Source organism: Prevotella ihumii (assembly GCF_900155655.1).
Lineage (GTDB): Bacteria > Bacteroidota > Bacteroidia > Bacteroidales > Bacteroidaceae > Prevotella > Prevotella ihumii.
The window spans coordinates 3,013,155-3,036,916 of record NZ_LT706987.1 but is presented as its reverse complement, the minus strand read 5'-3'; the positions used below and the strand labels follow the sequence as shown (position 1 = coordinate 3,036,916).

At 42.2% G+C, this 23,762-nt stretch carries 15 protein-coding genes and 6 pseudogenes; 10 read left to right on the top strand and 11 right to left on the bottom strand.

Annotated elements, in window-relative coordinates; translation table 11 throughout:
- Both CZ367_RS16330 and tnpB (CZ367_RS13215) read right to left on the bottom strand, forming a co-directional pair.
- Positions 1 to 260: pseudogene (locus CZ367_RS16330) on the bottom strand (hypothetical protein); the annotation flags it as partial.
- 84 nt (positions 261 to 344) lie between these two features.
- Positions 345 to 689: an IS66 family insertion sequence element accessory protein TnpB gene (gene tnpB / locus CZ367_RS13215; protein ID WP_077195221.1), complete on the bottom strand. Its 345-nt coding sequence runs from the start codon at positions 687 to 689 to the stop codon at positions 345 to 347.
- A gap of 176 nt (positions 690 to 865) precedes the next feature.
- Between tnpB (CZ367_RS13215) and CZ367_RS15735 the strand changes: the two genes are divergently transcribed.
- The 8 genes and pseudogenes from CZ367_RS15735 to CZ367_RS13170 all read left to right on the top strand — a co-directional run.
- Positions 866 to 1,156, top strand: a complete 291-nt coding sequence (locus CZ367_RS15735) for a hypothetical protein (protein WP_025878248.1) — start codon at positions 866 to 868, stop codon at positions 1,154 to 1,156.
- Between the two features lie 509 nt (positions 1,157 to 1,665).
- Entirely contained in the window at positions 1,666 to 3,558 is a 1,893-nt protein-coding gene (locus CZ367_RS13205) for an RHS repeat-associated core domain-containing protein (RefSeq protein ID WP_449421170.1), read from the top strand.
- Entirely contained in the window at positions 3,555 to 4,250 is a 696-nt protein-coding gene (locus tag CZ367_RS13195) for a hypothetical protein (RefSeq protein WP_060940843.1), read from the top strand. The genes CZ367_RS13205 and CZ367_RS13195 overlap by 4 nt, the downstream gene beginning before the upstream one ends.
- Before the next feature lie 67 nt (positions 4,251 to 4,317).
- Positions 4,318 to 4,762 (top strand): annotated as a pseudogene (locus CZ367_RS13190) (RHS repeat-associated core domain-containing protein); the annotation flags it as partial.
- A gap of 155 nt (positions 4,763 to 4,917) precedes the next feature.
- Complete coding sequence (locus CZ367_RS13185) at positions 4,918 to 5,406, top strand: hypothetical protein (RefSeq protein WP_144005999.1); 489 nt, start codon at positions 4,918 to 4,920, stop codon at positions 5,404 to 5,406.
- A gap of 39 nt (positions 5,407 to 5,445) precedes the next feature.
- A pseudogene (locus CZ367_RS13180) lies at positions 5,446 to 6,957 on the top strand (RHS repeat domain-containing protein); the annotation flags it as partial.
- A gap of 14 nt (positions 6,958 to 6,971) precedes the next feature.
- A complete protein-coding gene (locus tag CZ367_RS13175; protein WP_007367266.1) occupies positions 6,972 to 7,820 on the top strand; it encodes a hypothetical protein in 849 nt (282 codons plus the stop codon).
- Positions 7,821 to 8,201, top strand: a pseudogene (locus CZ367_RS13170) (hypothetical protein); the annotation flags it as partial. It lies immediately after the preceding gene.
- A 75-nt stretch (positions 8,202 to 8,276) separates the two neighbouring features.
- Here the strand turns inward: CZ367_RS13170 and tnpC are convergent.
- From tnpC to dcm, 5 genes are all read right to left on the bottom strand, one after another.
- Positions 8,277 to 9,872 (bottom strand): IS66 family transposase, encoded by a 1,596-nt coding sequence (tnpC, locus tag CZ367_RS13165; RefSeq protein ID WP_237581671.1) that lies wholly within the window; start codon positions 9,870 to 9,872, stop codon positions 8,277 to 8,279.
- An 84-nt stretch (positions 9,873 to 9,956) separates the two neighbouring features.
- A complete protein-coding gene (gene tnpB / locus CZ367_RS13160; RefSeq protein WP_077196720.1) occupies positions 9,957 to 10,301 on the bottom strand; it encodes an IS66 family insertion sequence element accessory protein TnpB in 345 nt (114 codons plus the stop codon).
- A 236-nt stretch (positions 10,302 to 10,537) separates the two neighbouring features.
- Complete coding sequence (locus CZ367_RS16325) at positions 10,538 to 11,470, bottom strand: DUF2089 domain-containing protein (RefSeq protein WP_237581746.1); 933 nt, start codon at positions 11,468 to 11,470, stop codon at positions 10,538 to 10,540.
- 36 nt (positions 11,471 to 11,506) lie between these two features.
- Positions 11,507 to 12,367 (bottom strand): HNH endonuclease, encoded by an 861-nt coding sequence (locus CZ367_RS13150; protein ID WP_202613137.1) that lies wholly within the window; start codon positions 12,365 to 12,367, stop codon positions 11,507 to 11,509.
- Positions 12,368 to 12,528: 161 nt separating this feature from the next.
- Positions 12,529 to 13,833 carry a DNA (cytosine-5-)-methyltransferase gene (dcm, locus tag CZ367_RS13145; RefSeq protein ID WP_084793524.1) on the bottom strand — a complete coding sequence of 435 codons (1,305 nt, stop codon included), beginning with the start codon at positions 13,831 to 13,833 and terminating at the stop codon, positions 12,529 to 12,531.
- A gap of 47 nt (positions 13,834 to 13,880) precedes the next feature.
- Here dcm and CZ367_RS13140 point away from each other — a divergent pair.
- Positions 13,881 to 14,942, top strand: a pseudogene (locus CZ367_RS13140) (IS1380 family transposase); the annotation flags it as partial.
- Between the two features lie 353 nt (positions 14,943 to 15,295).
- On the opposite strand, the gene CZ367_RS13130 reads toward CZ367_RS13140, so the two are convergent.
- On the bottom strand, positions 15,296 to 17,914 hold the full coding sequence (locus tag CZ367_RS13130) for a C10 family peptidase (RefSeq protein ID WP_077197236.1): 2,619 nt from the start codon (positions 17,912 to 17,914) through the stop codon (positions 15,296 to 15,298).
- 4 nt (positions 17,915 to 17,918) lie between these two features.
- On the bottom strand, positions 17,919 to 18,743 hold the full coding sequence (locus tag CZ367_RS13125) for an urea transporter (protein WP_237581807.1): 825 nt from the start codon (positions 18,741 to 18,743) through the stop codon (positions 17,919 to 17,921).
- Between the two features lie 854 nt (positions 18,744 to 19,597).
- Between CZ367_RS13125 and CZ367_RS15255 the strand changes: the two are divergent.
- Positions 19,598 to 19,746: pseudogene (locus CZ367_RS15255) on the top strand (IS1380 family transposase); the annotation flags it as partial.
- 594 nt (positions 19,747 to 20,340) lie between these two features.
- On the opposite strand, the gene CZ367_RS13115 reads toward CZ367_RS15255, so the two are convergent.
- Complete coding sequence (locus CZ367_RS13115) at positions 20,341 to 22,530, bottom strand: DUF2357 domain-containing protein (RefSeq protein WP_077197234.1); 2,190 nt, start codon at positions 22,528 to 22,530, stop codon at positions 20,341 to 20,343.
- Between the two features lie 12 nt (positions 22,531 to 22,542).
- Positions 22,543 to 23,742, bottom strand: coding sequence for an McrB family protein (locus tag CZ367_RS13110; RefSeq protein WP_237581742.1), 1,200 nt, complete (start codon positions 23,740 to 23,742; stop codon positions 22,543 to 22,545).
- Positions 23,743 to 23,762 lie beyond the last annotated feature (20 nt).

Sequence of the window (23,762 nt, the reverse complement as noted above, 5' to 3'; positions counted from 1 at the left end):
AGCTCAGCATCCTTATCCTTGAGCTCAGCATCCTTATCCTTGAGCTCAGCATCCTTATCCTTGAGCTCAGCATCCTTATCCTTGAGCTCAGCATCCTTATCCTTGAGCTCAGCATCCTTATCCTTGAGTTGAGTATCCTTGTTCTTAAGCTCAGCATCCTTGTTCTTGAGTTGAGTATCCTTGTTCTTAAGCTCAGCATCCCTTTGCTCAAGAAGTTTAACAACAGCTTCCCGAGTGAGAGAATGGTAGTCAGATGTCATTGTGCAATAAGGCATATCCATCACATTATCAGTTCTTTATACGATGTAAAATTACAAAAAATATCTGACACTGGCAAGAAAATACTAAGATTTATTGTATCTTTTTCTTCGGTAGCAATTAGGATTTATACCTTCAATATAGAGTACCAATTCGTCCCAGCGAAGTTCATAAAATCCAGCTCTCGCCCGTATGATTTTAGGACTTAGGCAACCCTGTGCCATCTGTTTATGATACACGACAAAACCACAGCGTTCCCAGTGCAGCAATTTAATTCGGTTACGGGCTCGATTGTAGAAAACGTAGACAACACCATCAGAAGGATTGAAGTCATTGCGGCGTACCAATTGGGACAGGCGAAGAATACCCTGACGCATATCCACAGGAGTGCAACAAACCCGAAAAACATTTGTTTCGTTGAGTACAAACATAAGTTTTTCGGGCAAAGGTAGTAAAGTAAGAATGTTACACAAAGGCGGCTAATATTGGATGCTTACGAAAATGGTGCTAAGAATATAGACAATGCTATAAAACATGGGGCTGATCCTGCTATTATTTTTATTATACCAGGACTAGGATATGTTCCTTCTACAAAATAAGCGTTATTATGGAATATTCATATTTTATAAAGAGAAATATCAAGTTTTTTAATAATAATGGATATACTCTATATCCGAACGGGAATCAAGTCTATAAACGAATAGGTGATTATGATGTTCTAATCACTGATTATACAGGGAAAAAACTATCATTAGACCTTCTGATCGTCTTTGAACTTTGGATAAAAAATAATATAACAGATGTGCTTATCTTTAGAAAAATGTATAAGAGAACTTTTTTTTGTCCTAAAATGGAAAAGATTGATAAAGAAATAGCAAAAATAATAGAAGAATTCTAGTCTTCGAACCATATGTACAGCTGATCAATAAAATTTATACCCTGTACCTATAATGCACCTATGACAGCTGGAACCGGGTGCAGACGATGACTTATCCTGACGGTGAAGTGGTGACTTATCACTACAATGCTGCAGGACAGGTGGAGAGCATGACGAGCAATAAACAGGGACGTCAGAGCGTTATTGTTGACAGGATAGGTTACGACAAGGAGGGTCATACGGTCTATACGAAGCTCGGTAATGGCACGGAGACTACCTATACATATGACAAGCAGCGTGAGCGTCTGCAGGTGATGAACCTTACAGCGGATGGTCAGACTGTGATGGAGAACAGGTACCGTTATGATGCTGTGGATAATATCCTCGGTATCACGAATGCTGCCAACCCAACGTCGCTGACGAAACTCAACAAGGCGAAGCTGGGAGGAAGGAGTTCGCATACGTATGAGTATGATGAGTTGAACCGCCTTATTCATGCAAGTGGTAAGGCGAAGCGTGCATCGTATGACATGGTGATGTCGTTCGGACAGATGAGTGAACCACTGACGAAGGTTCAGAAAGTGGACTCAACGACAACTGCCAAGTCTTATAACTTTGCTTATAAGTACGAGGACAGTAACCATCCGACGGCTCCAACGCAGATTGGTCATGACCATTACACCTACGATGCCAATGGTAATCCAACGCTGGTAACGAACGACTCTACCAACACTACCCGTGAGATGTATTGGGATGAAGACAACCGCCTGATGGTACTCTCTGACAATGGTAAGACGAGTCGTTACACTTACAATGCTGTTGGTGAACGCATCATGAAGAGTTACGGTACGATGGAGGGTGTGTATATCAATGGTGCACCACAGGGCATTACCTTCCACGAGACGGACAACTTCACGCTTTATCCAGCAAGTATCCTCTCTGTCAACAAGAACAGATTCACGAAGCATTACTTCATTGGTGACAAACGAGTTGCTTCAAGGATAGGGACAGGTCTTTTTAATAACGTCTATGGACGCAACGGATCATACGTAACCGCTGGTCAGCAGGACTATGCTGAACGTATGAATCAGATTCAGAAGCAGAAAGAGGCATACTATAAGCAGCAAGGCATTGCCCCTGGAGTACCTACAGAGAAGGGTGCGTATGGTGATCCAGAGAACACTGGTGTAGGGTATAATGCCGTCCTCACAGAACTCGGTAACCATGATGTGCCACAGGGTTGGATTCAGACTCCACGCCCCAACACTACGCCGAATACCAACCCTGGTCCACCTGTAAGCTGGAATGACCCGAGTAACCCTGATGACCCGCAGGCTGGTTATGGTTATATCCCAAACGATACTACAAAAGAAGAGACCTTCTTCTATCACAGTGACCACCTCGGTAGCACGTCTTACATCACAGATGATCATGCCAACATCACCCAGTTCGATGCCTACCTGCCATACGGTGAGCTGTTAGTTGATGAGCATTCTTCATCCGAAGACCTACCGTACAAGTTCAATGGCAAACAGTTTGATGAGGAAACAGGCTTGTACTATTACGGTGCAAGGTACATGAACCCTGTCACGAGTCTGTGGTATGGGGTGGATCCGTTGGCAGAGAAGTATCAAGCGAGTGGTTCATATCTTTATTGCAGGCAAAACCCTGTAAGGCGGGTTGACGTTGATGGAAATGATGAAGTCCATATTAATGGGGATGGAAGAATCGTGAAAGTTATAAATGATCATTCTGCCTATATAACGATCGTTGATCCCAAAGGGAATAGACATAGTCTATCTAGTTATAATATTTCTCCATATTTTTTGGGAATTGGAAGAGGAGATTATCGCCAAATAGTGGCTAATATTGCTGGCTATTATGCAAAACAAGCAGGCGTCCATGGATTAGTAGGTGCTAAAGGTAATGAAATACTTGGTATTTTTGCTAATTATGATTATAGTGACAAAGGGATCTGGCTACAACCATCTAATTCAGATGGAACTGTAGATAGATGGTTAGATAATAAATATAACTTAATGAATACATTACAACATGAGTATTTCCATAAACTTGATGATCAAAGAAACGCTTATAAAAATCATCTTTTACATGCATCAGTTGATGAGAGAGCCAGTCGTACCAGGACCTTTGCCCATACATCTGGCAAATGGAAGCTTAACGTAGCTGCAGAGTTCTCAGAGTATGTAATGAATGCTTATTATCAACCTAACGAGAATACAAAGGCTGATGTAATGAACCTAATAGATAAATTTAATCGAAATAATACTGGAAATATCTTTTTGAAGTTTAATCCGGATGCCAGAACTATGGATATAAAAATTAATAATTTAGAAAAGACCATTAAATATGTACCAAGTATAGATAAGTTTAACTTTATTGTATCAAACAACAAAAAATGAAAAAGAAAATTATAATTATTTGTTTGTTATCTATCTTAGCTTTTTTCATTGGCAAAACAGCTTATGATAGCTTTATGCTTAATTCATACTACAGTCATGGAGATGAACTAATCGCTAAGATAGAAAAATACAATATGGAACGACATACCTATCCTCTATCCTTAGACTCGATAGGAATAAAGGGGTATGATTTGGGTGGAGGTCTCATATATAAGAATCTTTCTTTTAGATACTCCTGTGTAGGAATCGGCGATTTCCGTTTATCTTTCTATTATGGTTCATCATTCTATACCTATTCTCCATTATTAAGAAAATGGAGTAAAGACTTAGACTTAGATACCTTAAATATTATTAGAAAGAGTCTTTTCTTGGAGATAAGTAAAATGGAAAAGCAAAAGAAAATGAGACAGGTGTTAAGAATAATACCCCAGAATAAGTTAAAGCAATTTAAGGAGTTTAGCGTATCTGATACAGATTCTATCTATTTTGTACAAAACTATTATACAAATAATGATATAGCAGAAGAAGGCTTTGTAAAAAGAGACAAGGGGACTTTTAGCAGAATAGGAAGATGGAAATTCTATGCTAAAGATGGGAGACGTATTATAGTATCGTATGAGGATAAAAAATATAGTAAAGGAATTATTATAGAAGAGGGGTTTCTACATGGTCATTTTGATTATTTTTATTAGAAAGCACCTGATGAAGACATTGCAAAAACAGAATTACAGAGTGATGTTACTGTAGCTCTCTAAACACTTGACGAGCAATAAACAGGGACGTCAGAGCGTTATAGTTGACAGGATAGGTTACGACAAGGAGGGTCATACGGTCTATACGAAGCTCGGTAATGGCACGGAGACTACCTATACCTACGATAAGCAGCGTGAACGTCTGCAGGTGATGAACCTTACAGCGGACGGTCAGACTGTCATGGAGAACAGGTACCAGTATGATGCTGTGGATAATATCCTTGGTATTACGAATGCCGCCAACCCAACATCGCTGACAAAACTCAACAAGGCGAAGCTGGGCGGAAAGAGTTCGCATACGTATGAGTATGACGAACTGAACCGCCTTGTTCATGCAAACGGTAAGGCAAAAAGTGCAAGTTACGATATGGTAATGTCGTTCGGACGGATGAGTGAACCGCTGACGAAGGTACAGAAGGTGGACTCAACGACAACTGCCAAGTCTTATGAAATAATAAGCAGGATGATGTCCCAAGATCCTTATGGAAACAAAGACCATGCTGATTTGAAAGACAACAACCAATCAAACATTGGAGTTGTCAATTATCTAAACACTATGAAGGAAATGGGACTTACCCCCCCCAAAAAAAACAAGTAAAAGAATAAAATGATAAATCTCAATTCGCACATTTTACAGTCTACTATAGTTGGGAAGACCATAGGAATATGTCTTGTGTTTTGCTTTGCTTCATGTAGCCAGCAAAATGAAAAGATATTTATGGGAAAAGTTAAAAATCAAATTAAAGTAGAATATTCTGGGAATTCAATTATAATAAGATCTTTAGATGAAAATGGGAAAGAAGAGAAAGCTGTCAACAGAACCAAATTGACAAGAAAAGCCAATGCATACTATGATGAAGAACATCATATCATTTTGTCTCTCAAGGATACTACCTATATTTATAGAAGTTCTCCTTTTGATGAAAAAACGGTTTTTATCAAGAAGGAGACTGAGAACCTTTTTTCATCAATGAGAATGAAAAAAGTAAAAGAATCTCTCGAAAGATATGAGCTTATTGAGGCAATATACTATACATCAGATTTTCAAATCAAATCTTTTGTGGAATATCAAAATGTTGTATTTGAGTGTAAATGAAGAATGATAGATTCTCATGTATATACACAGAGGATAGACATGAAGAGTTACGGTACGATGGAGGGTGTGTACATCAACGGTGCTCCGCAGGGTATCACCTTCCACGAGACGGACAACTTCACGCTTTATCCTGCTTCGATAATCAGCATCAACAAGAACCGCTTTACGAAGCATTACTTCATCGGGGACAAACGCATAGCCAGCCGTATCGGTACAGGCCTGTTCAACAACGTTTACGGGCGCAACGGCTCATACGTAACCGCCGGTCAGCAGGACTATGCTGAACGTATGAATCAGATACAGAAGCAGAAAGAGGTATACTATAAGCAGCAGGGCATTGCCCCCGGCGTGCCGACGATGAAGGGTGCGTATGGTGATCCGGAGAATACAAAACGAGGATATAACTCTATCATTGACACACTCGGTAACCACGATGTGCCACAGGGTTGGATTCAGACTCCACGCCCCAACACCACACCGAATACCAACCCCGGTCCACCTGTAAGCTGGAATGACCCGAGCAACCCTGACGACCCACAGGCTGGTTATGGTTATATTCCAAACGACACTACGAAAGAAGAAATCTTCTTCTATCACAGTGGCCACCTCGGTAGTACATCTTATATCACAGACGACAAAGCCAACATCACACAGTATGATGCCTACTTACCATACGGTGAACTGTTAGTTGACGAACACTCATCATCCGAAAACTTACCTTACAAGTTCAATGGCAAACAGTTCGATGAGGAAACTGGTCTATACTATTACGGCGCAAGGTACATGAACCCTGTCACGAGTTTATGGTATGGGGTAGATCCGTTGGCGGAGAAGTTCTTGCAAATATGCTCATATAACATTTGTCTAAGTAATCCTATTCGCTTTATAGATCGGACAGGAAAGGCTGCTGGAGATTATATTACTGGGGACGGTACATATTTAGGCTCTGATGGTAAAGATGATCAAAAACTATATGTGTTAAAGATGTCCAACAAAGAGAATATTGAATCGTATGGGAATGCCAAAATTAATGGGCTTGACAATAAGATAAGGAATCGTATAATAAAAGAAAAAGATATTAGTAATAAAGAGAACTTCGTAGAAATAGATGGAAGTCGCAGAGTCCGAAATGAAGTTGTATCAAAGATTGGTGATAATGGGATGGGAGGAACATCTGACAATAATAATAGAGAATATGGTTTATCCTTCACTCGAAATGATCCAGAGACCTCAGTCTATTGTAGGATAGGAGATGTTGGTGATCCTGCTAAAAACAGTACTGTCAGTGTTAGTTCGGGAGATTATCCTGATTTGGTATATATCCATACACACCCTAGCGGAACAAATGGAAATTCTTATTGGATTCCAGGACCGTCTGCAGTGGATATAGATGTAGCGTCCTCTACACGTTATGTTATTTCCATGCGAGATAAGAATGTATATATTTATAATCATACAGGAATCCTATCTAAGATACAAATAGATGTTTATCAGAATTTTGGTCAAGTAACAAGAAGAGGTCTTAAGGAGGTTTCCGTTACAGATCAATAGAAATCATTCAAGAAATGAAAAAGAAAATTGTTTTTATTCAGTTCTGTATTGTATTGATTATATCTAGCGTAAATGTAAAAGGACAGAATGCTTCTTTAAACAAAGCATTGGAAATCTCATACTATAATTTCTTAAGAACAGTACCTGACAGGTGGAAAGATAAATTTGACAGAAAAGACTTCTATCTCGTCAATAATTATAATCCATATGGTTTTAATGTTCAAAGAATAAAGGGCTGGAATCATTTATACCTTAAGAACGGCAAGCCCATAACAGGAAAGAATCATGTCGGATATCCGCTTTTACAAATGATGGGCAGGGACACATTGCTGATAAAGATAGGGCAGCTCTCTTGCAGACAAGATGAAATGTATGCCTTTACAGACCAATATACATCACTCTTTAATGTAGATAATAAGGCTTTTAAGGAAATTAAAATCTCTCAGATGGACTTATGTTATAAGTATGAGAATGCTGTGAGGCAAGGAGAGCTTATAGACTTTGACAGTATTTATGCTAAGGCCGTTAAGAGAGCGATAGGCTCTTTGCAGAGGTCGGGAGTCCCTCGGCATTTAATATATATAAATAAGGATTATTTCCCAAGTTGGCTTTTCAAAAACCAACAAAAGAATGTAATTGAAGGTTCTGAATATAAAAAATACACCAACAAGAAATGTTACATTATCGGTTGGCCTATTTTATTTATAAAAAAAGGGAATATAGTTGTCAGACTGTATTGCGCAGACAAATCTAGTATAAGAAAGAAAATTATTTCAGAAGTACAATATAGATTTGACGAAAATAAAAAAAAGTGGACACTACGCAATGAATATTCCACTACGATGTCTATTAATATGAAATGACCAACACTGGTAACGAACGATTCAACCAAAACTACCTGCGAGATGTACTTGGATGAGGACAACCGTCTGATGGTACTCTCTGACAATGGCAAGACGAGTCGTTACACTTACAATGCTGCTGGTGAACGCATGATGAAGAGTTATGGTACGATGGAAGGTGTGTATATCAATGGTGCACCACAGGGTATTACCTTCCACGAGACGGACAACTTCACGCTTTATCCTGCAAGTATCCTCTTTGTAAATAAGAATCGCTTTACAAAGCATTACTTCATTGGTGACAAACGAATCGCTTCAAGGATAGGAACGGGTATGTTTAATAACGTCTATGGGCGTAACGGCTCACATGTAACCGCTGGTCAGCAGGACTATGCTGAACGGTAAGCATCCAATATTAGCCGACTTTCACACCAACAAATAACCCTTATATGTCTGGCAGCATATAAGGGTTATTTGTTATTTGAAGTTTGAAGGTAGCATTTTAATGAGTTCCTCCTCCGTCATGTCCGGCAGGGGTCTTGAAAGAACTTCCTTCATCCATTTGTATGGCTCTATGTCTGCTTCCCTGCAACACGCCATGAAGGTATAGAAGATGGCGTTGTTCTCTGCTCCCTCATTGTTACCACAGAACAGGTAGTTCTTTCTTCCAAGCGTGATGGGTCTGATGGCCTGTTCCATGAGGTTGTTGTCTATGTTGAAGCGTCCGTCTTGCACATACCTGCCAATGCGTATCCATACGGCGAAGGCATAACGCAGTGCCTTCTCCATAGCTTCGCCTGGGGTGTACTGTTTGTGTACATCCAACATATAGGTCTCCAAATACTTAAGAATGGGGTAAGCTTTAGCCTTTCGTTCTGTCTCCACTTCCTCGGGTGGTGCTTTCTTGTGTTTGAGGTTTTCCTCCAACTCATAAAGCGTGGCTATCGTTTCGATGATATGGGCGGCGTTCTTATCGTCAGCCGCCAGATGTTCGAACTTACGTCTCACGTGTGCCATACATCCTAACAGCACGATGCCCTGAACGTTCTCAAACCTGCTGTAGACCTCATACCCGTCAGACTGTATGGCACCCTGGTAGCCCTTGAAGAGCTCATCTGCCACAGCGCCCGACCGCGACCCGCCCTTCCAATGGAAGAACACACCCTGGGAGTGCATGGCGTCACGCACGCCCCACAAGTATCCCTTGCGCGTCTTTCCCTTGCGGTCGGCAACCTGTACGCTGGTCTCGTCAACTTGAAGATAAGGACTTTGCAGGATCTGGCTTACTTGAAGTTTGTAAAGTGGATAAAGTGCATCGGCGGCATCGTGAACCCAACTGTTGACGGTTGAGGTGGGGATGTTCACGCCCAGTTCCTTCCATCTTTCACATTGCCTATACTCGGGCTGGTGATAGGCGAATTTGGCGGTGATGATTTCGGCGAGCAGGGAAGCGTCGGCAAAACAATCCACCGCTTGCTTTTTCAAGGGGGCTTCCAGGATGTCAACCTTCGCATCCGTTGGCCGGGCTTCCTTCAGACGGCAGATGACACGGTCCTCCACCCTGACATAAAAGGATGAGGGACGCAGGCACAGATGCTCGCTCCTGTCATGCCCGATGATGACCATGCGCTCAGCGTCATAACCCTCTGGATATATCTCCGTCACCTGTCGCTCTATATTCTCGGGAACATAGGAGGCGTAGGCTCTACCCTTTCTGGAAGGACGGCTCACACGGCGTGATGACCTGCGTTGTCCGGCCTGCTGTTTTATCTCCTTGATGATGGGAAGGGCTTCCACCTGAGCCAGGGAACCCTCTTTGGCCCACTGCTCGTCAAAAAGCGTACCCGCCCAGCCGCTTGCACTCTCAGGCAAGCGTTTCTCGCTGCGCCTGCCAAATACCATGCGCTCAAGTTCAAGAATACGACGGGACTTTCGTTCCAACTCAGCATCCTTAATCTTAAGCTCAGCATCCTTGTTCTTGAGTTGAGTATCCTTGTTCTTAAGCTCAGCATCCCTTTGCTCAAGAAGTTTAACAACAGCTTCCCGAGTGAGAGAATGGTAGTCAGATGTCATTGTGCAATAAGGCATATCCATCACATTATCAGTTCTTTATACGATGTAAAGTTACAAAAAATATCTGACACTGGCAAGAAAATACTAAGATTTATTGTATCTTTTTCTTCGGTAGCAATTAGGATTTATACCCTCTATATAGAGTACCAATTCGTCCCAGCGAAGTTCATAAAATCCAGTTCTCGCCCGTATGATTTTAGGACTCAGGCAACCCTGTGCCATCTGTTTATGATAGACGACAAAACCACAGCGTTCCCAGTGCAGCAATTTAATTCGGTTACGGGATCGATTGTAGAAAACGTAGACAGCACCATCAGAAGGATTGAAGTTATTGCTGCGTACCAATTGGGACAGGCGAAGAATACCCTGACGCATGTCCACAGGAGTGCAACAAACCCGAAAAACATTTGTTTCGTTGAGTACAAACATAAGTTTTTCGGGCAAAGGTAGTAAAGCAAGAATGTTACACAAAGGCGGCTAATATTGGATGCTTACGAAGAATGTCGAGTTCTTTCGTGTGGCGAAGCAAGAGAAAGCAAAAGCCAAGCCTGGTGGTTCGGGTGGCGGAAATGACGAGAATCCGTAAAATAAAAATTCAGCGTAGCAGACATACTCGTTCTACTACGCTGAATTTGTATTTAAAGCATTTATATTCGCTAACAACATTATTCCTCTTTTCTTATTGGTGGTGGATTAAATAAGTTCAATTCTCTTTCATTAGCCTTGATTTTCTTGTATCTCTTTGTATAATTTTGGATAGTATCATCATCTTCCCATTTTAGCACATCTTTTACTACATATTCTGTCTTAATCTCTGTTTCTTCACCATTCTCTATCTTTTGCTTGGTAGAAATTATCAATGTGCAAGTTATTACGGTATTTGTACCAAACTTTATCTCATTGTCATAGACTTGTTTCAAGAACTCTTTATCCAACATTTTAAAATCTATCGGCTTTGCCGAATAATAGCCCCTCCAAACTTTTCCATGTCCTTGCTGTAAGACTGGCGAAAGAATACGAATCGTTGTTCCTGCTATTTCTGTTTTATCTTCTATGGTAGTATCTGACAATATCTTTTTTGTGAAATCGGCTCTGACTATTTTTGCTGAGCTAAAAGGTTCTGTTTCTCCTTTTGCTTTAGCAGAAACATCAATATTGGTAACATTATTTTCTTTGTCAATAGACTTGAAAAAGTTACTGACGCATCTCTTTATCTTCTTGTCATTCACTAAAATCTCAGCTTCCTCCTTCGTTAAATTTCCGCTTTTGATTTTTTCAAGTATCTCAATTCTATCTTTGGTATTGGTGAGCTTGGTTTGTGTAGAAGAAAAGAATTTTTGAATTAGGGCATCAAAAAGATTTTTAACCGTTTCATAGCCAATGATAGTGATAGCAGGAATAACTAATATTTCAATTAGACCGCCCTTTTTCTTTGGAGCGATTTCAATATTATACCCTCCTGTAAAAGTCTTTACAATGTCAAAAGCATCAAGTAATTGTCTTTCACATTCATTGAATACCCTGGCATCCATTTGATGGAGGTCTTCTTGGTTCAGATGGTAGTGTATCTGAAATTCAAAAGCGTTTTCTTCTGTCATAGGGGGGAGAACGATAATAGTAATGGATTGATATTGCTAATCTTTGAATACAGACTTTCTATGAAATTCAAGATACTTTATCCGCTTCTTGTCCATTGGCAGCATTTGGATAAACTTGTCATCCTCCAATCCCAACTGCTTGCAGGTACGATTGGATAGGAAATTGGATATATGAACGTGTCTGTCTTCCGTAAAAGTAATGAAGCCTTTATCAAACAGACGGTCGTAGGTGGGTGTGAGCATATAACCGTTGTATGGGTCGGTACGCTCTTTTTCGTCCGCAACCGCCCAAGGTTTGATATGGCTTGCTATGAGCAAGCGGTCGTCAGCAACCATCGTGAATGGGCAGAATGGGCATTGTTCCAACAATTTCTCACGATACTTCTGCTGTCCGTCCCTTCCTCTCTTTATATTTGTAACCTCTTCTTCGATTTGTTTTTCTGCCTCTTTTGTTTCTTGAGCTTGCAACTTGCTCTTTCCGTAGGCAAATACAGTAGGGAGGGACTTCATTTGCTCAATAGCCTCAAAGTCCACAAACAGCTTCCAATAGTAAAGCTCGCTACCAGTAGTGTCAGAAAGTTTCTTCACAAGAATGTAGCTTACCAAAGGCAGAGATAACTCTCTGATAAGTTGATAACCCATATCGGTAGAATTTACATACCCTCTTGGTCCTTTAATTTGATTTTGGTCTGAAACCTCAAAGGTTATTATCTCGTTTTGCAGGTGAACTATCTTGTTCATTCGTTCTTCCCATAAAGCAGAGAAATTTTCCATTCCTCGATAATTCTGCGAGGGATTAAGATACTCTATTTTTAGAATGTTGAGATAATTTATGAGGTCTTGTTTCAGCATAAAGCAAGTAGCATGAAACCCTTCGTGTCCATAAAAATCTCTCATAATGTTTTTAGAAGAAATATAGAGCTTTGCCTCTCCATGGCTTTCCTTCGTTTTATCTTTTGTTGTCTGTATTTTGTTATTCCTCACTACGAAACTGTCGGGGACGGTTAAGATTTTTGGGAATACATCTATGAATTTGAATTTTTCTCCGCCTAACTGTATCATAATTCTCCGTATTTTGTTATATCGATTTGTTTAAGTAAAGCTATCAGTACATCCACAACTATTGAATTTCCTGCCTGTTGATACACGGAGGTATCAGAAACTACAATATCGAAAGAATCTTTAAAACCCATCAGACGAAGACATTCTCTTGGGGTTAATTTCCTAATTCGCCCTTTGTGTGTAACATAATTGTCGACCCCTGCTCTATGCATCTTATGCATTGAGTGTAGAAGTGGACGGGCAACATCAAGGTCTGTTTCAATACGTGTCTTGAAATTCTTGGTACCTGGACAAAGTACATAGTTCCTAAGTTTCTCTGAAAGATAATACTTTTCTTCTACTTCCTTAACGTTAAAAACAAACTCATCAAAATCGTCTTCTGGAATTTCATCAGTTGCAATTGGATGGAAAACAAAATCTCCATGCCAATTAAACTGCTGATTTCGCTTTTGGCACAAAGCAATATCACCGTTTATCTGTGTGTAGCATTTAATTCGATTTTTATGACTGGTCACAAATTTTATACCTTTTTCCTTTAAGAAATATTTTGTATCTACATAGTCTTCTAAGAAATCATACATCCTGTATTCCAAAGGGATTGGAGCAGGAAATGCAAATTTTGTTGGTGTATGAAAACCTATGCAAAAGATTCTTTCTCTGTGTTGTGGAATACCATAATCCTTGCTATTTAAAACACGATAATTCACTTGATAACCCAACTCTGAAAAAATAGAGTGCATAACCATCCAAGTTCTTCCTTTATCGTGATTTATCAATCCCTTAACGTTTTCAAAAATAAAAACTTTAGGCTGTGTTTCTTTAATGACACGTGCAAATTCATAGAAGAGTGTACCACGTGCATCTTCAAATCCTAAACGCTTCCCTACCATAGAAAAAGCCTGACACGGTGCTCCGCCCACAAGCAAGTCTATTTGTCCGTTGTATCTTCGTGCATCGAAGGTTCGTGCATCATCAAACCAATCTTCTTCTTTTATATTGTAATTGGCAAAGTAGCTTTGTTTACATTTAGCATCAATATCACCAGCAAAGACTATGTGATGCTTTAGTTTCAATCTTTGCAAGGCATGTTCTATCGCTCCTATGCCACTGAACATTGTACCAAGTCTTATAGTCCTATTAGGGTGTGAGAAGACTAAGTCTTTCCAAGAAATCCCTTTTGACACAGGAGTCTCCTGCGTCTCAGGAATCAATATCAACTCATCAGCCTTCTCCTTGACTAAAGACTTAACATGTGATATTCGCTTGTTGTTTTCTGTTATATTTCGTTCTACTGTTGCCATAATAGGGACAAAATTAGTATATTTTTAGGAAAAAAGAGCGTTTTTCNCCTAATACGCTGTTACCTGGTGCCGACACTGTGGGGCGCGGACTAAAGGAGCTTACCGAGAAAAATATTGTCTATAAGAGCAAGACCTCCAACAAGTCGTATAGTTTCAACACAGCAGAAAAGTTGAATACCTTACTATTACGGATGATACGAAGAATGGGGCTTATAAAGGTGGGCAGTCATGTTGACTTAGACTTTGATCACCAGTTTATTCCAGCCCACAAGTTCGATGCAAAGTATTCTTACAAGCAGGATTTTGGCTATTTCCCTGGTTGGGCTTCCATTGGGGGAATCATAGTCGGAGGTGAGAATCGTGACGGAAACACCAATGTGAGATTCCATCAAGAAGACACGCTCCGTCGCATTATGGACCGTGTAACCTCAGAACTTGGTGTGGTAATAGAGCGTTTCCGTGCTGATTGCGGATCGTTCTCAAAGGAAATTATCCAAACCGTAGAGCAGCGCTGCAACACGTTCTATATACGTGCTGCCAACTGCGGCAGCCGACACGAGGACTTCCGCCAGCTGAAAGAATGGAAGAGTGTTGAGGTTGATTATGAGAGATGCGATGTCACCTCCGTCAGCATAGACAACTTAATAGAAGGAAAGTCATACAGGCTTGTCATACAGCGTAGTCCTTTGAAAGACAAGGATGGCAAGCAACAGACGGATATGTTCGGAGTAATATACACATACCGCTGTATCCTCACCAATAACTGGATATCTACCGAGAAAGACATCATTACATTTTATAATGAGCGTGGAGCAAGCGAAAAGAACTTCGACATACAGAACAATGACTTCGGATGGTCACATCTGCCCTTTTCCTTTATGGCTGAGAACATGGTTTTCATGATGGTTACCGCTATGCTGAAGAACTTCTATCTCTATCTCGTCCGTCATATCAGCGATAAGGTCAAACCATTGAAAAAGACAAGCAGGCTGAAAGCCTTTATCCTCCATTTTGTCAGCGTACCAGCAAAATGGGTGCGCACTGGAAGGCAGAACGTTCTGAACCTATATACAAATAAAAACTACTACGCTGAGGTCTTCATTGAATAAACATCATTTTTTGTGGTTTTTCATACTTCCCCATTGGTTTGGGTGGGGGATTTTATGCTTAGAAAAGACCCAAAAAACACCGAAGCACCTCATACCAACATATAGAGCCCCAAAAAGACATCTCAACATATAAAATTTTCTCACAAGAAAAAATACTGCGGAATTAAGGTTGTATTGCTGGTTGTTTCTTTTTCCTCGCCGAGAGATGCAGACGTTCTCGAAGCGTAGCGAGAGGTTGTCTGCATATCTCGTCGAGGGCTACTCTTTTATTGCACTTCGTTTTGTAACTTGCACTGCAACCTCGTTGAGTTTGAACAGAATTGACTAGTACTGAAGCTGCATTTTCAATGCTTTTACCTTAGCGTCTTCGTCAAGGTGCTGCCATGAAGAGTTTTCACCCGCACTACAACCACTTGCGTGGCAGGTATATGCAACCTCACCGTATGTTGTCCGTGGGCATCGGAGGCGGCAATCAGAGTTCCGTTAAGTGCGAACAGCTGCACATGCGCCAAGTCCTCACCCTGTACGTCAATCCAGTTACCACCTCTCACCATGCGTAGCGAGCTTTGTGTTGCGTCTATATACGTGGTCTCGTCAGGATAATCATTGTAAATACTGTTCGTAAACGACACTTCAAAGGGAGCGCAATTCTCGTTCCACAAATCACACTCCACACCGTCTACTATGCCCATCAACGCCAATCGGTATATACGGTTGTTGATGACGCATAAGTTATCTTTGTTCTTCAACCATCCTGTAAAAAATATTTCATTATCCCCTCCACCTAACAAGTTGTATTGCTTTTGAGCATTGCTGCCCAAGGATATGCGTCGCTGAGTTTGTGTATCAATCAGGCAAAGCGTCAATGTGCCGTTGTAGGTGGCTTGAGGTGCGAGCGTCATCACCACTCCAATCTTGAGCAATGGATTGCCACCAAGGTCTACGTTCGTGGGCGATATGGTAGAACCGCTGTCGTCTTGCACCATTCCTAAGAGTTGTACGAAAAGCTTGTCGCTTGGCTTAGCGGCCTCCACCTGCAACGTAGACGGCTCGTTACCATGCACCATGCCCACCGTGGCAATGTTGCCGGCATCATATTGCTTGATTACCTCCACCTTCAATTTGTATTCCTTGGACTGCAGATTGTCGGGCAAGTGTATGTCCACCCTCACCTCGGTCTCGGCAAACATCTCAAAGTCCACCGCATCTGCTGTTTTTCCCATAGCAACCGTATGGTCATCATCATCCACGAGCGACACCCTCACCGTACCATCGAAAGGCGTACCCGTGAGTTTGCGTATGCTCAGACACAGCGTGGCTTTGTTGCCGGCAGTACATAGTTTGAGCGTATAGGGGTGGGACGCCAATGCGAAAGGTGCCTTGTTATCGGGCTTCTCAAATAGGCGCACATCGTTGTCTTGCACCTGAAAGGCTATGCGTGGTGCCGTTTTCATCCTGCACCATGCTCCGTAGGTGGTATTATTTTTGATGCTGGCGCATACGGGCAGCAAATAGTAACGTCCATCTGCAAGACCTTCAAGATTCATCGTAAACGTGCAAGCATCGTCAATCAGCTGTCCCGATTGCAGCACGCCACCGTTATACTTGCCGCGCTCTGCGGTGTACCCGCCTTTGTCGTGCCATGGCGATGGCGCTACTTTTACTTGTTCGCCCTGCTCGTTGTACACGCCCAAGCCAATATCTCCGGCAAACGTTCCGTCGGCTTGGTTCTTAAAGTGATGATAGCTAACCGTCACTGGCTGCTGTTTGTTGGTAGGCATGCTGCCAACTACGGTCATGTTGCCCTCCGAGTTGAAACATAAGTTGGGGGCATCGTCAGCAAGTTCGGCATCAATGGGTGAGCTTCCCGGTTTGTTAGGATGCACCAAGACAATCTGCACCTGCTTGTTGAAGGAGAGTGGCTTTCCGCCAAACTCCTGCCCTGTGGTGGAAAGATTGAGTGCTGTAACGGAGAAGTAGCCATCGCCACCGCCTCCCCAACCAAAGTTCATATGAAATAGGTTGTTCTTATCCACACCGTCTACCACCCATGCGTGCCCGCTACCGCCCGACTTCACACTGCCACTGATGTACACAGGGAAGCCATTTTCTATCTCCTTGCGCAATATCTGGGTGAAAGCAGCTGCACCCTCATCAGACTTGTTGAGCATAGAGGTGGAATAATTGAAATACGTTTTCAGTGCCTTGGCAGCCATAAAGGTTTGTGCACCGCTGGAAGTGGGGGTATACTGCATATTCACCGACACGCCCACATCACGCATGAGCAGCGCCACGGCATCGCAAGCCTCCGCATCAGCAAGTGCCATGCGTGTGTTGTATTTGGGTAACATCTTGCCCCATTGGTATACCGACTTACTGAAATCCACGCTCATCGTGCGGTTGTCAGAGCGTACTACATACGAGTAGCTGCCCTTCCCCCGCTCCGGCCAACGATGATAATACATGATTTGTGCCACTGCCGTAGCCACACATCCTGTGTAGTTGTACCCCGTACGACGGTTGTAAGGGTCGTCTTGACTCCATGCCGTTGTGAGCAACGGAGCTACCTCCTTTCGGTAAGGGGGCGTAGTGGTAACGGTAGCTCTTGTGCTGGGTTGTCTTTGTATTTGGTAAAAGGCGTCACGATAGGCACTCAGCAAGAATTTAAGTTCCTCACTTGCACGCAACGTGTCGAGCGTTCCTGTGTGCGAGTAACCCAACACTTGTCCCATGTCATCATCGCCTGCCACTACTACGAAGCCTCGTCCGTGACGGTCGTTATAAATATAATAAGGTGGTGTACGATGCGAAGCCCTCGTTGCAGGACGTTTCGAAAGGTTCACATTGACATATTTGCGGGCAATGCTTATCGACCTGTCCACTGTTACTATCTTGCCCAAGGTGGGAATGCTCACCGTCGTGGCAAGCACAATGCCCCATAAGGTGGGGCTTAACCATCTTTTAATTTTCATTTTTTTAGTCTTGTTTGGTTTGAACTACGAAAGTATGATACAAAGCCACTAACCACACCGACAACACAAAAGGTGCGGTGAGCGTGACAAAACCCATGTGCAAACCTGCATACTGCATCAGCAACGAGAGTAGCAGGGCTATCAATGCTTTGACGTGAGTACACGAGCCAACGTCAAGAATGTTGGCAACTGCCAAAACCGCAAGTATGGCATTGTAGCCATACATACCGTTGTTCACCGAGGTGGTACTGACAAACGGCACGCTCACCACGGCGAGACACAGTCCGCAAGCGACAAGCGACTCCACACCCATCTTGCGTGAATTGACACAAATGGCAAGAAGAAACAACAAACCTGTGAGCAGGTTGTTGCCTTGAAGCATGATTTGTCCAAAGCTCAGTGAGGCGGCTCTAATCAGCGAGAAACTTTCCGCAGTACCAGCAGCTGTCGTTGCTGGCAGCTGTAGCTGTGGAAAAACGTGACTCAACAGCAGCATTGCCCAGGTGATGAGTACGAAGGGTGCGGTGAGCGTAGGTACAAACCGTTGCCGCTCGAACAGTCGCGTCACCAGCGTAGACAGCACACATGCCACTACCATGAGCAAAACAGAGGCGGCATGAATGGGCATGAAACAAGGTACAGCAATACCTACCAGCGCAGCGTTGAAGCCATACAAGCCGTTCTGAATATTTTTGGCGTCATATCGAAGGGCAACAGCTGTACATGTGCCGATGGCACTACCAGCCAAAGCAAATATGCACATAAGGAGGGAGTTGCAACCAATACCTGCAAGCATCAGTGCGCCCGACAGCGCATTGCCTTGAAACATGACTTGTCCCACACCACGGAATATACTTTTCATCATCTGCATTGAGTTGTCACTTAAGAAGTGTTTTTGTTCGTTTCAGCGCACAAAATTACGTAAAAGTTACAATATATACCTTAATTCCGCAACACTATTATAAATTAAACTTTTTAAGTATCTGAGCAACAATAAGTTGCTTGGGATTTTGTCATGTCAGAATTTTCACTTATCTTAGTGTTGCAAAATCAAACAAGCAAAAATCTGATATGAGGTGGCAAAGATACAAATTAAATCTGAGAAACTCACTCCTCTTGGGGGATTAATTTCGGGTTATGGAGCAATTTGACTCCACATTATCCCAATGGGTTTTGCTGTTATGTTGATTTAACATTTTAATTCCCTAAATAGAATTGTTTGATATTTCCTATTATATATTCTAAATCTCTTTTATTGATAGTATAGAAAGCCAAAGTTCAACTTTGACAATGCCAAACATATATGTTTTACCACCTCAACATTGATGTTTGGCACAGCTAAAGTTCAACTTTTACCTTCTGAAATACCACTTAATAGCACTTTTCTTGTTCACATTTTTCTTTTATCCATTCTATATTTCCGTAATCTAAGCAGTATATTCTTGCACACTTTTTCCTGTTTACTCATTACTCATTATCAATCAATAGTTTACAATTGCACACCCATTTATGCCACTTTTGTGTATCACGCTTCTTTTCAACGCATATACGAGAATTATGACCCTTGTATTTAACACTTATCCAAAGTAAAACGGAAAAAGAGAAAAAGATAAAAGAGAAATACGCTATCTATCGAATAAGGTAACAATTGGTATAGTGGCTAAAAAATAATTCCGCCAACGGGTTGAGGATGTCACTACTCATTTGATGAACCACCTCTCGCTTCATCCGACACTTCGCACTTGTAGCTCTGATCATACACCTCAGATATGGGCAAGACCTACGATTTCAATACGGCTGAAACGCTCAATACTTTATTGCTCAATTGTATATGGCTAATTTATAGAACCAGCCGTAAAGAAGTTCAGGCGCAATGCAACAAGTCGCATAAAAGCGTTTGTCTTCAGATTTATCTCTGTATCAGAGAAGTGGATCAGGACATCAAGGCGGTATGTGCTGAATATCTATAGGGCGGTTCTATAAATTACCACCGTAAAGTTTTTTATGTCTATCTTTTTACGTTTTGTTATCTTTTGGCTTCTTTTTGGTTCAATTTGCTTGTTCATTCAGTCGTATAGCTCGCTATACTCCTTCACTCACAAACAAATTGACCTCAAAAATAGTCTCACAATCTGCTAATTTATAGAACCGCCCTATACCTGTAATAATGCTTATGCAGATGTTTTTCAGACTGATTTTGGATAATGCCTACAACTTATGGGAAGGATATTGTGTATTGCCTCAAGTCACATTGTGGGGTAGGGGGATATTGTAGACCGCAAGTGGGTGCTTCAAGTTCAAATTATCTACAAATTCAGTAATGAGAGGACATGTAAACGCAATAAGGATGTTCAAGGGCTTAGTTGCGGATTTGAGGATGTATATACCTTTTCCATTTGTCGTAATTTTGATTATTTGATTTACAATTAATCTGTCACCACACATTCATCCAACTTGTCAAAAGTCGTATCAATAAACGTGTAGCCTACCCATTTACTTGCATCAATAGACTGAAAATCTGCATATTGCTTGCGCATATACCGCAGTTCAAAAGCCAAACGTAGAGCCTTACTTTCCGTATCATCCTTATCCGATAGCTTTGCTTCTTTGCTCGTAATGGTTCGTACTTTGACAATCTCGTACACATCACGCACTCCATGCCCTTTGATATAAGGCATAAAGAAGTGAAGGTCTTGCAGGGCGATGGTTGTTGGGAACTGTTTTCCTGAATAATACAAGGTCGCAGTTCCGTTCATAAATGCTTGAAACAACCTATTGTCCTCTTTTACCAATCCAATAAGTACACGGTTGCCTACCTCCACATACGCACCCTTTTGCGGTATGACATGAGCAATGGTCTCGTATGATTTGGTATGTATAAGTTCATCAATGAAATTCTCCAAAAGTTTTCTGTTCTCTACATCCTTAGGACGAAGAGGAAAAGCACCGATATTCACTTCCTTGATGGTTTTATAGAACTTCGACACCGCCACATCATTTGGCTCACCATAACCGGGGAAGAGGATGTATCCGCCAATGACTTCTTTTTTCAACGTATTAGCGTCATAGTCTTTATAGTATATGGCGTCACGATAGCGGTGCATCTGGTTGATGGCATCCTCCGGCGGTACATCCACGCCCTTGTCCTTGCTGTCTATGCGATATTTCGCATCAAAGAGATAGGTCATCTTCATGCCTTGCTGCAAATCGTTCTTGGTGAGCTGCAACACGATGTCTGGTTTCTGCGGCACGGTCGGCACAACCAGGTCTTTCATTCCCACATTGTCGTTTTCCTTGTCGGTGTTCTTTGGGTTATATACCAATTCTGCCAGTTCCACGCCATCTTTGCGGAACAATATGCGTGAATGCTCGCCTTTGCCAAGTTCCCATGAAAACACGCCGTTCAGCTCCATACGGTTGCGATGTTCTACGTCTTCATCGTCAAGCTGCAGTTGCGCCTTTACGATATGGCTCACCTCAATGAAACACCATATCTCATAGAGCGTTGCTATATCCTTTGTCTGCAAGCGATACAAACCGTCATTCAGCGAATAGGCTCTTCTAAGCAAGTTCCATGTACGGTAGACTTGGCTATAGCCCGTTGCCTTTTGCAGCACCATGCTCTCTTGGCTTATTCCCTTGAACCTTCCTATTGTTCTGAAGAAGGGATGATGTTGTAGTCGTTTCAATGTTTCTGAGGTTGTAAGCATGGCAGCCTTCATCGTGTCCGAAGCTGTCTTTACCGCCTCAATGCGTTGGCGCAAATCCTCATACCGCTTGCTTATCTGATGAAGTGCAAATTTCAAGAAGCGGTTCTCTTGCGTGTCGTTCGATAGTATATGTTGCTCCACACGATATAGGTAGGTTGGCTCTTTGCGATGTTCTGCCAGTCTGTTCTCTATGTTATGGGGAATTTGCTTCAGTTTGTCCGCCCTCAGATACACCTCCTCACCGTGAAGTCTGTGGCGAGGTCGGTCAATGATGCTTTTGCAGGCTTTTATGAATTTCTGTTGTTCTCCCTCAAACACGCTCCACCAGACTATATCGGGATGCTCGCCGTTTTGGTCGGGCGAGAAACCATGAAACGTGCGACGCATATAGTCCAACGACAACATACGGTATTCTCGCTCTATATCCTCCACGATTGCGCGCCAATGTTCGTGATAGTCGAGCTTCGTACTCAGAACTTCAAAACCGAAACGGAATGTCCTTGTCTCTTTCTCTACCTTATATATAATCAGTATCTCACTTCGTCCAATCTCATTCTTGTAGTTGATGAAACCAGCCAAGATGTGGCGACGAAAGGAGAAACGGTCGTTGTCGTTTTGCAGGATGGAACCAAACTGAGCGTCTTTCACATAGTCTTTGAACTCTATCCAAATGGGATAGTCGGCATTGTCGAAGAATGTGGCGGGGGTAGGAACGCCCTGCTCAATGTCTATTTTATGGTCGGCATTCAATGCACGTTTTACAGACACGACACCTTCCGACCAAGAGTAAGTGGAGTAGAGTTTGGCCTCGCCCACGTTACTCTTAGCCTTGTTCCAAGTATCATCGAACTTCGTACATTCGACAATCATCGTGAAATCTTTATGCTCAATAGTCAATAGTTCCATCCATATTACTTTTTAGCTCCAAAAACTTGTATATCCCGAAACGAGTTTGGCTTTCATCTCCTTCAGTTTCGCCAAAGATATGGATTTGACAATATTCTCCTCTCCCGATACAGTCTTCAATCCGTCTTCGATAGCTTTGCTTAAATTATCAAGTAGTTTGTCGCTAACCTTCGTGTCGTCACCCTCAATGCGTGATAAAACTTTCATGTTGGTAATCTCGTCCAAGGCACGAGCTATGACATAGCCTTGCTCCAAATCATTGCCATTTTCGGCTTTGCAATACGGCAAGTTGTTCACCACATAGAGCAGAAACTCGTTACGGGTGCGGTAGGCTGTCTTGAACGGAGTACCTTCCAATACGTCATTTATCTTTTGCAGATAGCCAAGTGCAATGTCGCAAACATCGGTGTTGTCGTTGTAAATATCTACGCCTTCCACGGCAGAGCCGACAAGTTCTGCATTATCCAACTTGCCGATGCTTTCGTAACGTTTGGTCAGACCGCCATACAAATCCACCTCGTTCATTTCAATAGTCATGGCACGATCGAGCACCTTGCGAGAGAACGAGAAAGTTGTCTCGTCCATATTCACCGTACCCACAACTATGAGGTTTTGAGGAATGCAGATACCTTCTTCCAAGAAACGATTACGCACATTGTCTTCATTCGTTAGTTCACTTGTAAGCACCCTATACCAATCTTCTGCTGATTTCTCAAGAATTGGGTCGGTTGTTACGGTACCATCTTTATGGCTCTTGCGAGACTCTATCACGCTTAGATATTCTGCAAAGTATTGCTCTACTGGTGCAAGGTTCATCTCGTCCAAGCACAGGAAATATGGAGTTTCCACATCTTCCCATACTTTGGCGATGAATTTCAAGAACTCACCTGCCACGAACTCCGCCTTTCCACTGACACGGCTAACATAACCAATCAAGTCACTTGAGTCATGCCAATTTGGCTTCACCTGCACCATCTGGAAGTTCTTTGGCTTTTGTGCCTTATATTCATCCGTGCCTTCTTCCCAACATGCTCTTGCCAACTCTCGTACTATTCGGCTTTTACCTGTTCCGGATATTCCGGCAAGCAGGAGGAAAGGTTTGGACTTGATGGCGGTGATGTAGGGGCGATAATAATTATATATAGAATCTGCTAAGTCAAATCCTTTTCGAGAATTTTCTTGGTAGGATATTTCTAATCCATTGTTAAACAAACAAATAAAGTTGTCATATA

Excerpts from the sequence above, each read along its gene's own strand:
- CZ367_RS13130 (WP_077197236.1), bottom strand. The coding sequence starts at position 17,914 with ATGAAAATTAAAAGATGGTTAAGCCCCACCTTATGGGGCATTGTGCTT.
- CZ367_RS13150 (WP_202613137.1), bottom strand. The coding sequence starts at position 12,367 with ATGAGAGATTTTTATGGACACGAAGGGTTTCATGCTACTTGCTTTATG.
- dcm (WP_084793524.1), bottom strand. The coding sequence starts at position 13,833 with ATGGCAACAGTAGAACGAAATATAACAGAAAACAACAAGCGAATATCA.
- tnpB (WP_077196720.1), bottom strand. The coding sequence starts at position 10,301 with ATGTTTGTACTCAACGAAACAAATGTTTTTCGGGTTTGTTGCACTCCT.
- CZ367_RS13175 (WP_007367266.1), top strand. The coding sequence starts at position 6,972 with ATGAAAAAGAAAATTGTTTTTATTCAGTTCTGTATTGTATTGATTATA.
- CZ367_RS13195 (WP_060940843.1), top strand. The coding sequence starts at position 3,555 with ATGAAAAAGAAAATTATAATTATTTGTTTGTTATCTATCTTAGCTTTT.
- CZ367_RS13125 (WP_237581807.1), bottom strand. The coding sequence starts at position 18,743 with ATGTTTCAAGGCAATGCGCTGTCGGGCGCACTGATGCTTGCAGGTATT.
- CZ367_RS13185 (WP_144005999.1), top strand. The coding sequence starts at position 4,918 with ATGATAAATCTCAATTCGCACATTTTACAGTCTACTATAGTTGGGAAG.
- tnpC (WP_237581671.1), bottom strand. The coding sequence starts at position 9,872 with ATGACATCTGACTACCATTCTCTCACTCGGGAAGCTGTTGTTAAACTT.
- CZ367_RS15735 (WP_025878248.1), top strand. The coding sequence starts at position 866 with ATGGAATATTCATATTTTATAAAGAGAAATATCAAGTTTTTTAATAAT.
- CZ367_RS13115 (WP_077197234.1), bottom strand. The coding sequence starts at position 22,530 with ATGGAACTATTGACTATTGAGCATAAAGATTTCACGATGATTGTCGAA.
- CZ367_RS13205 (WP_449421170.1), top strand. The coding sequence starts at position 1,666 with ATGGTGATGTCGTTCGGACAGATGAGTGAACCACTGACGAAGGTTCAG.
- CZ367_RS16325 (WP_237581746.1), bottom strand. The coding sequence starts at position 11,470 with ATGACAGAAGAAAACGCTTTTGAATTTCAGATACACTACCATCTGAAC.
- tnpB (WP_077195221.1), bottom strand. The coding sequence starts at position 689 with ATGTTTGTACTCAACGAAACAAATGTTTTTCGGGTTTGTTGCACTCCT.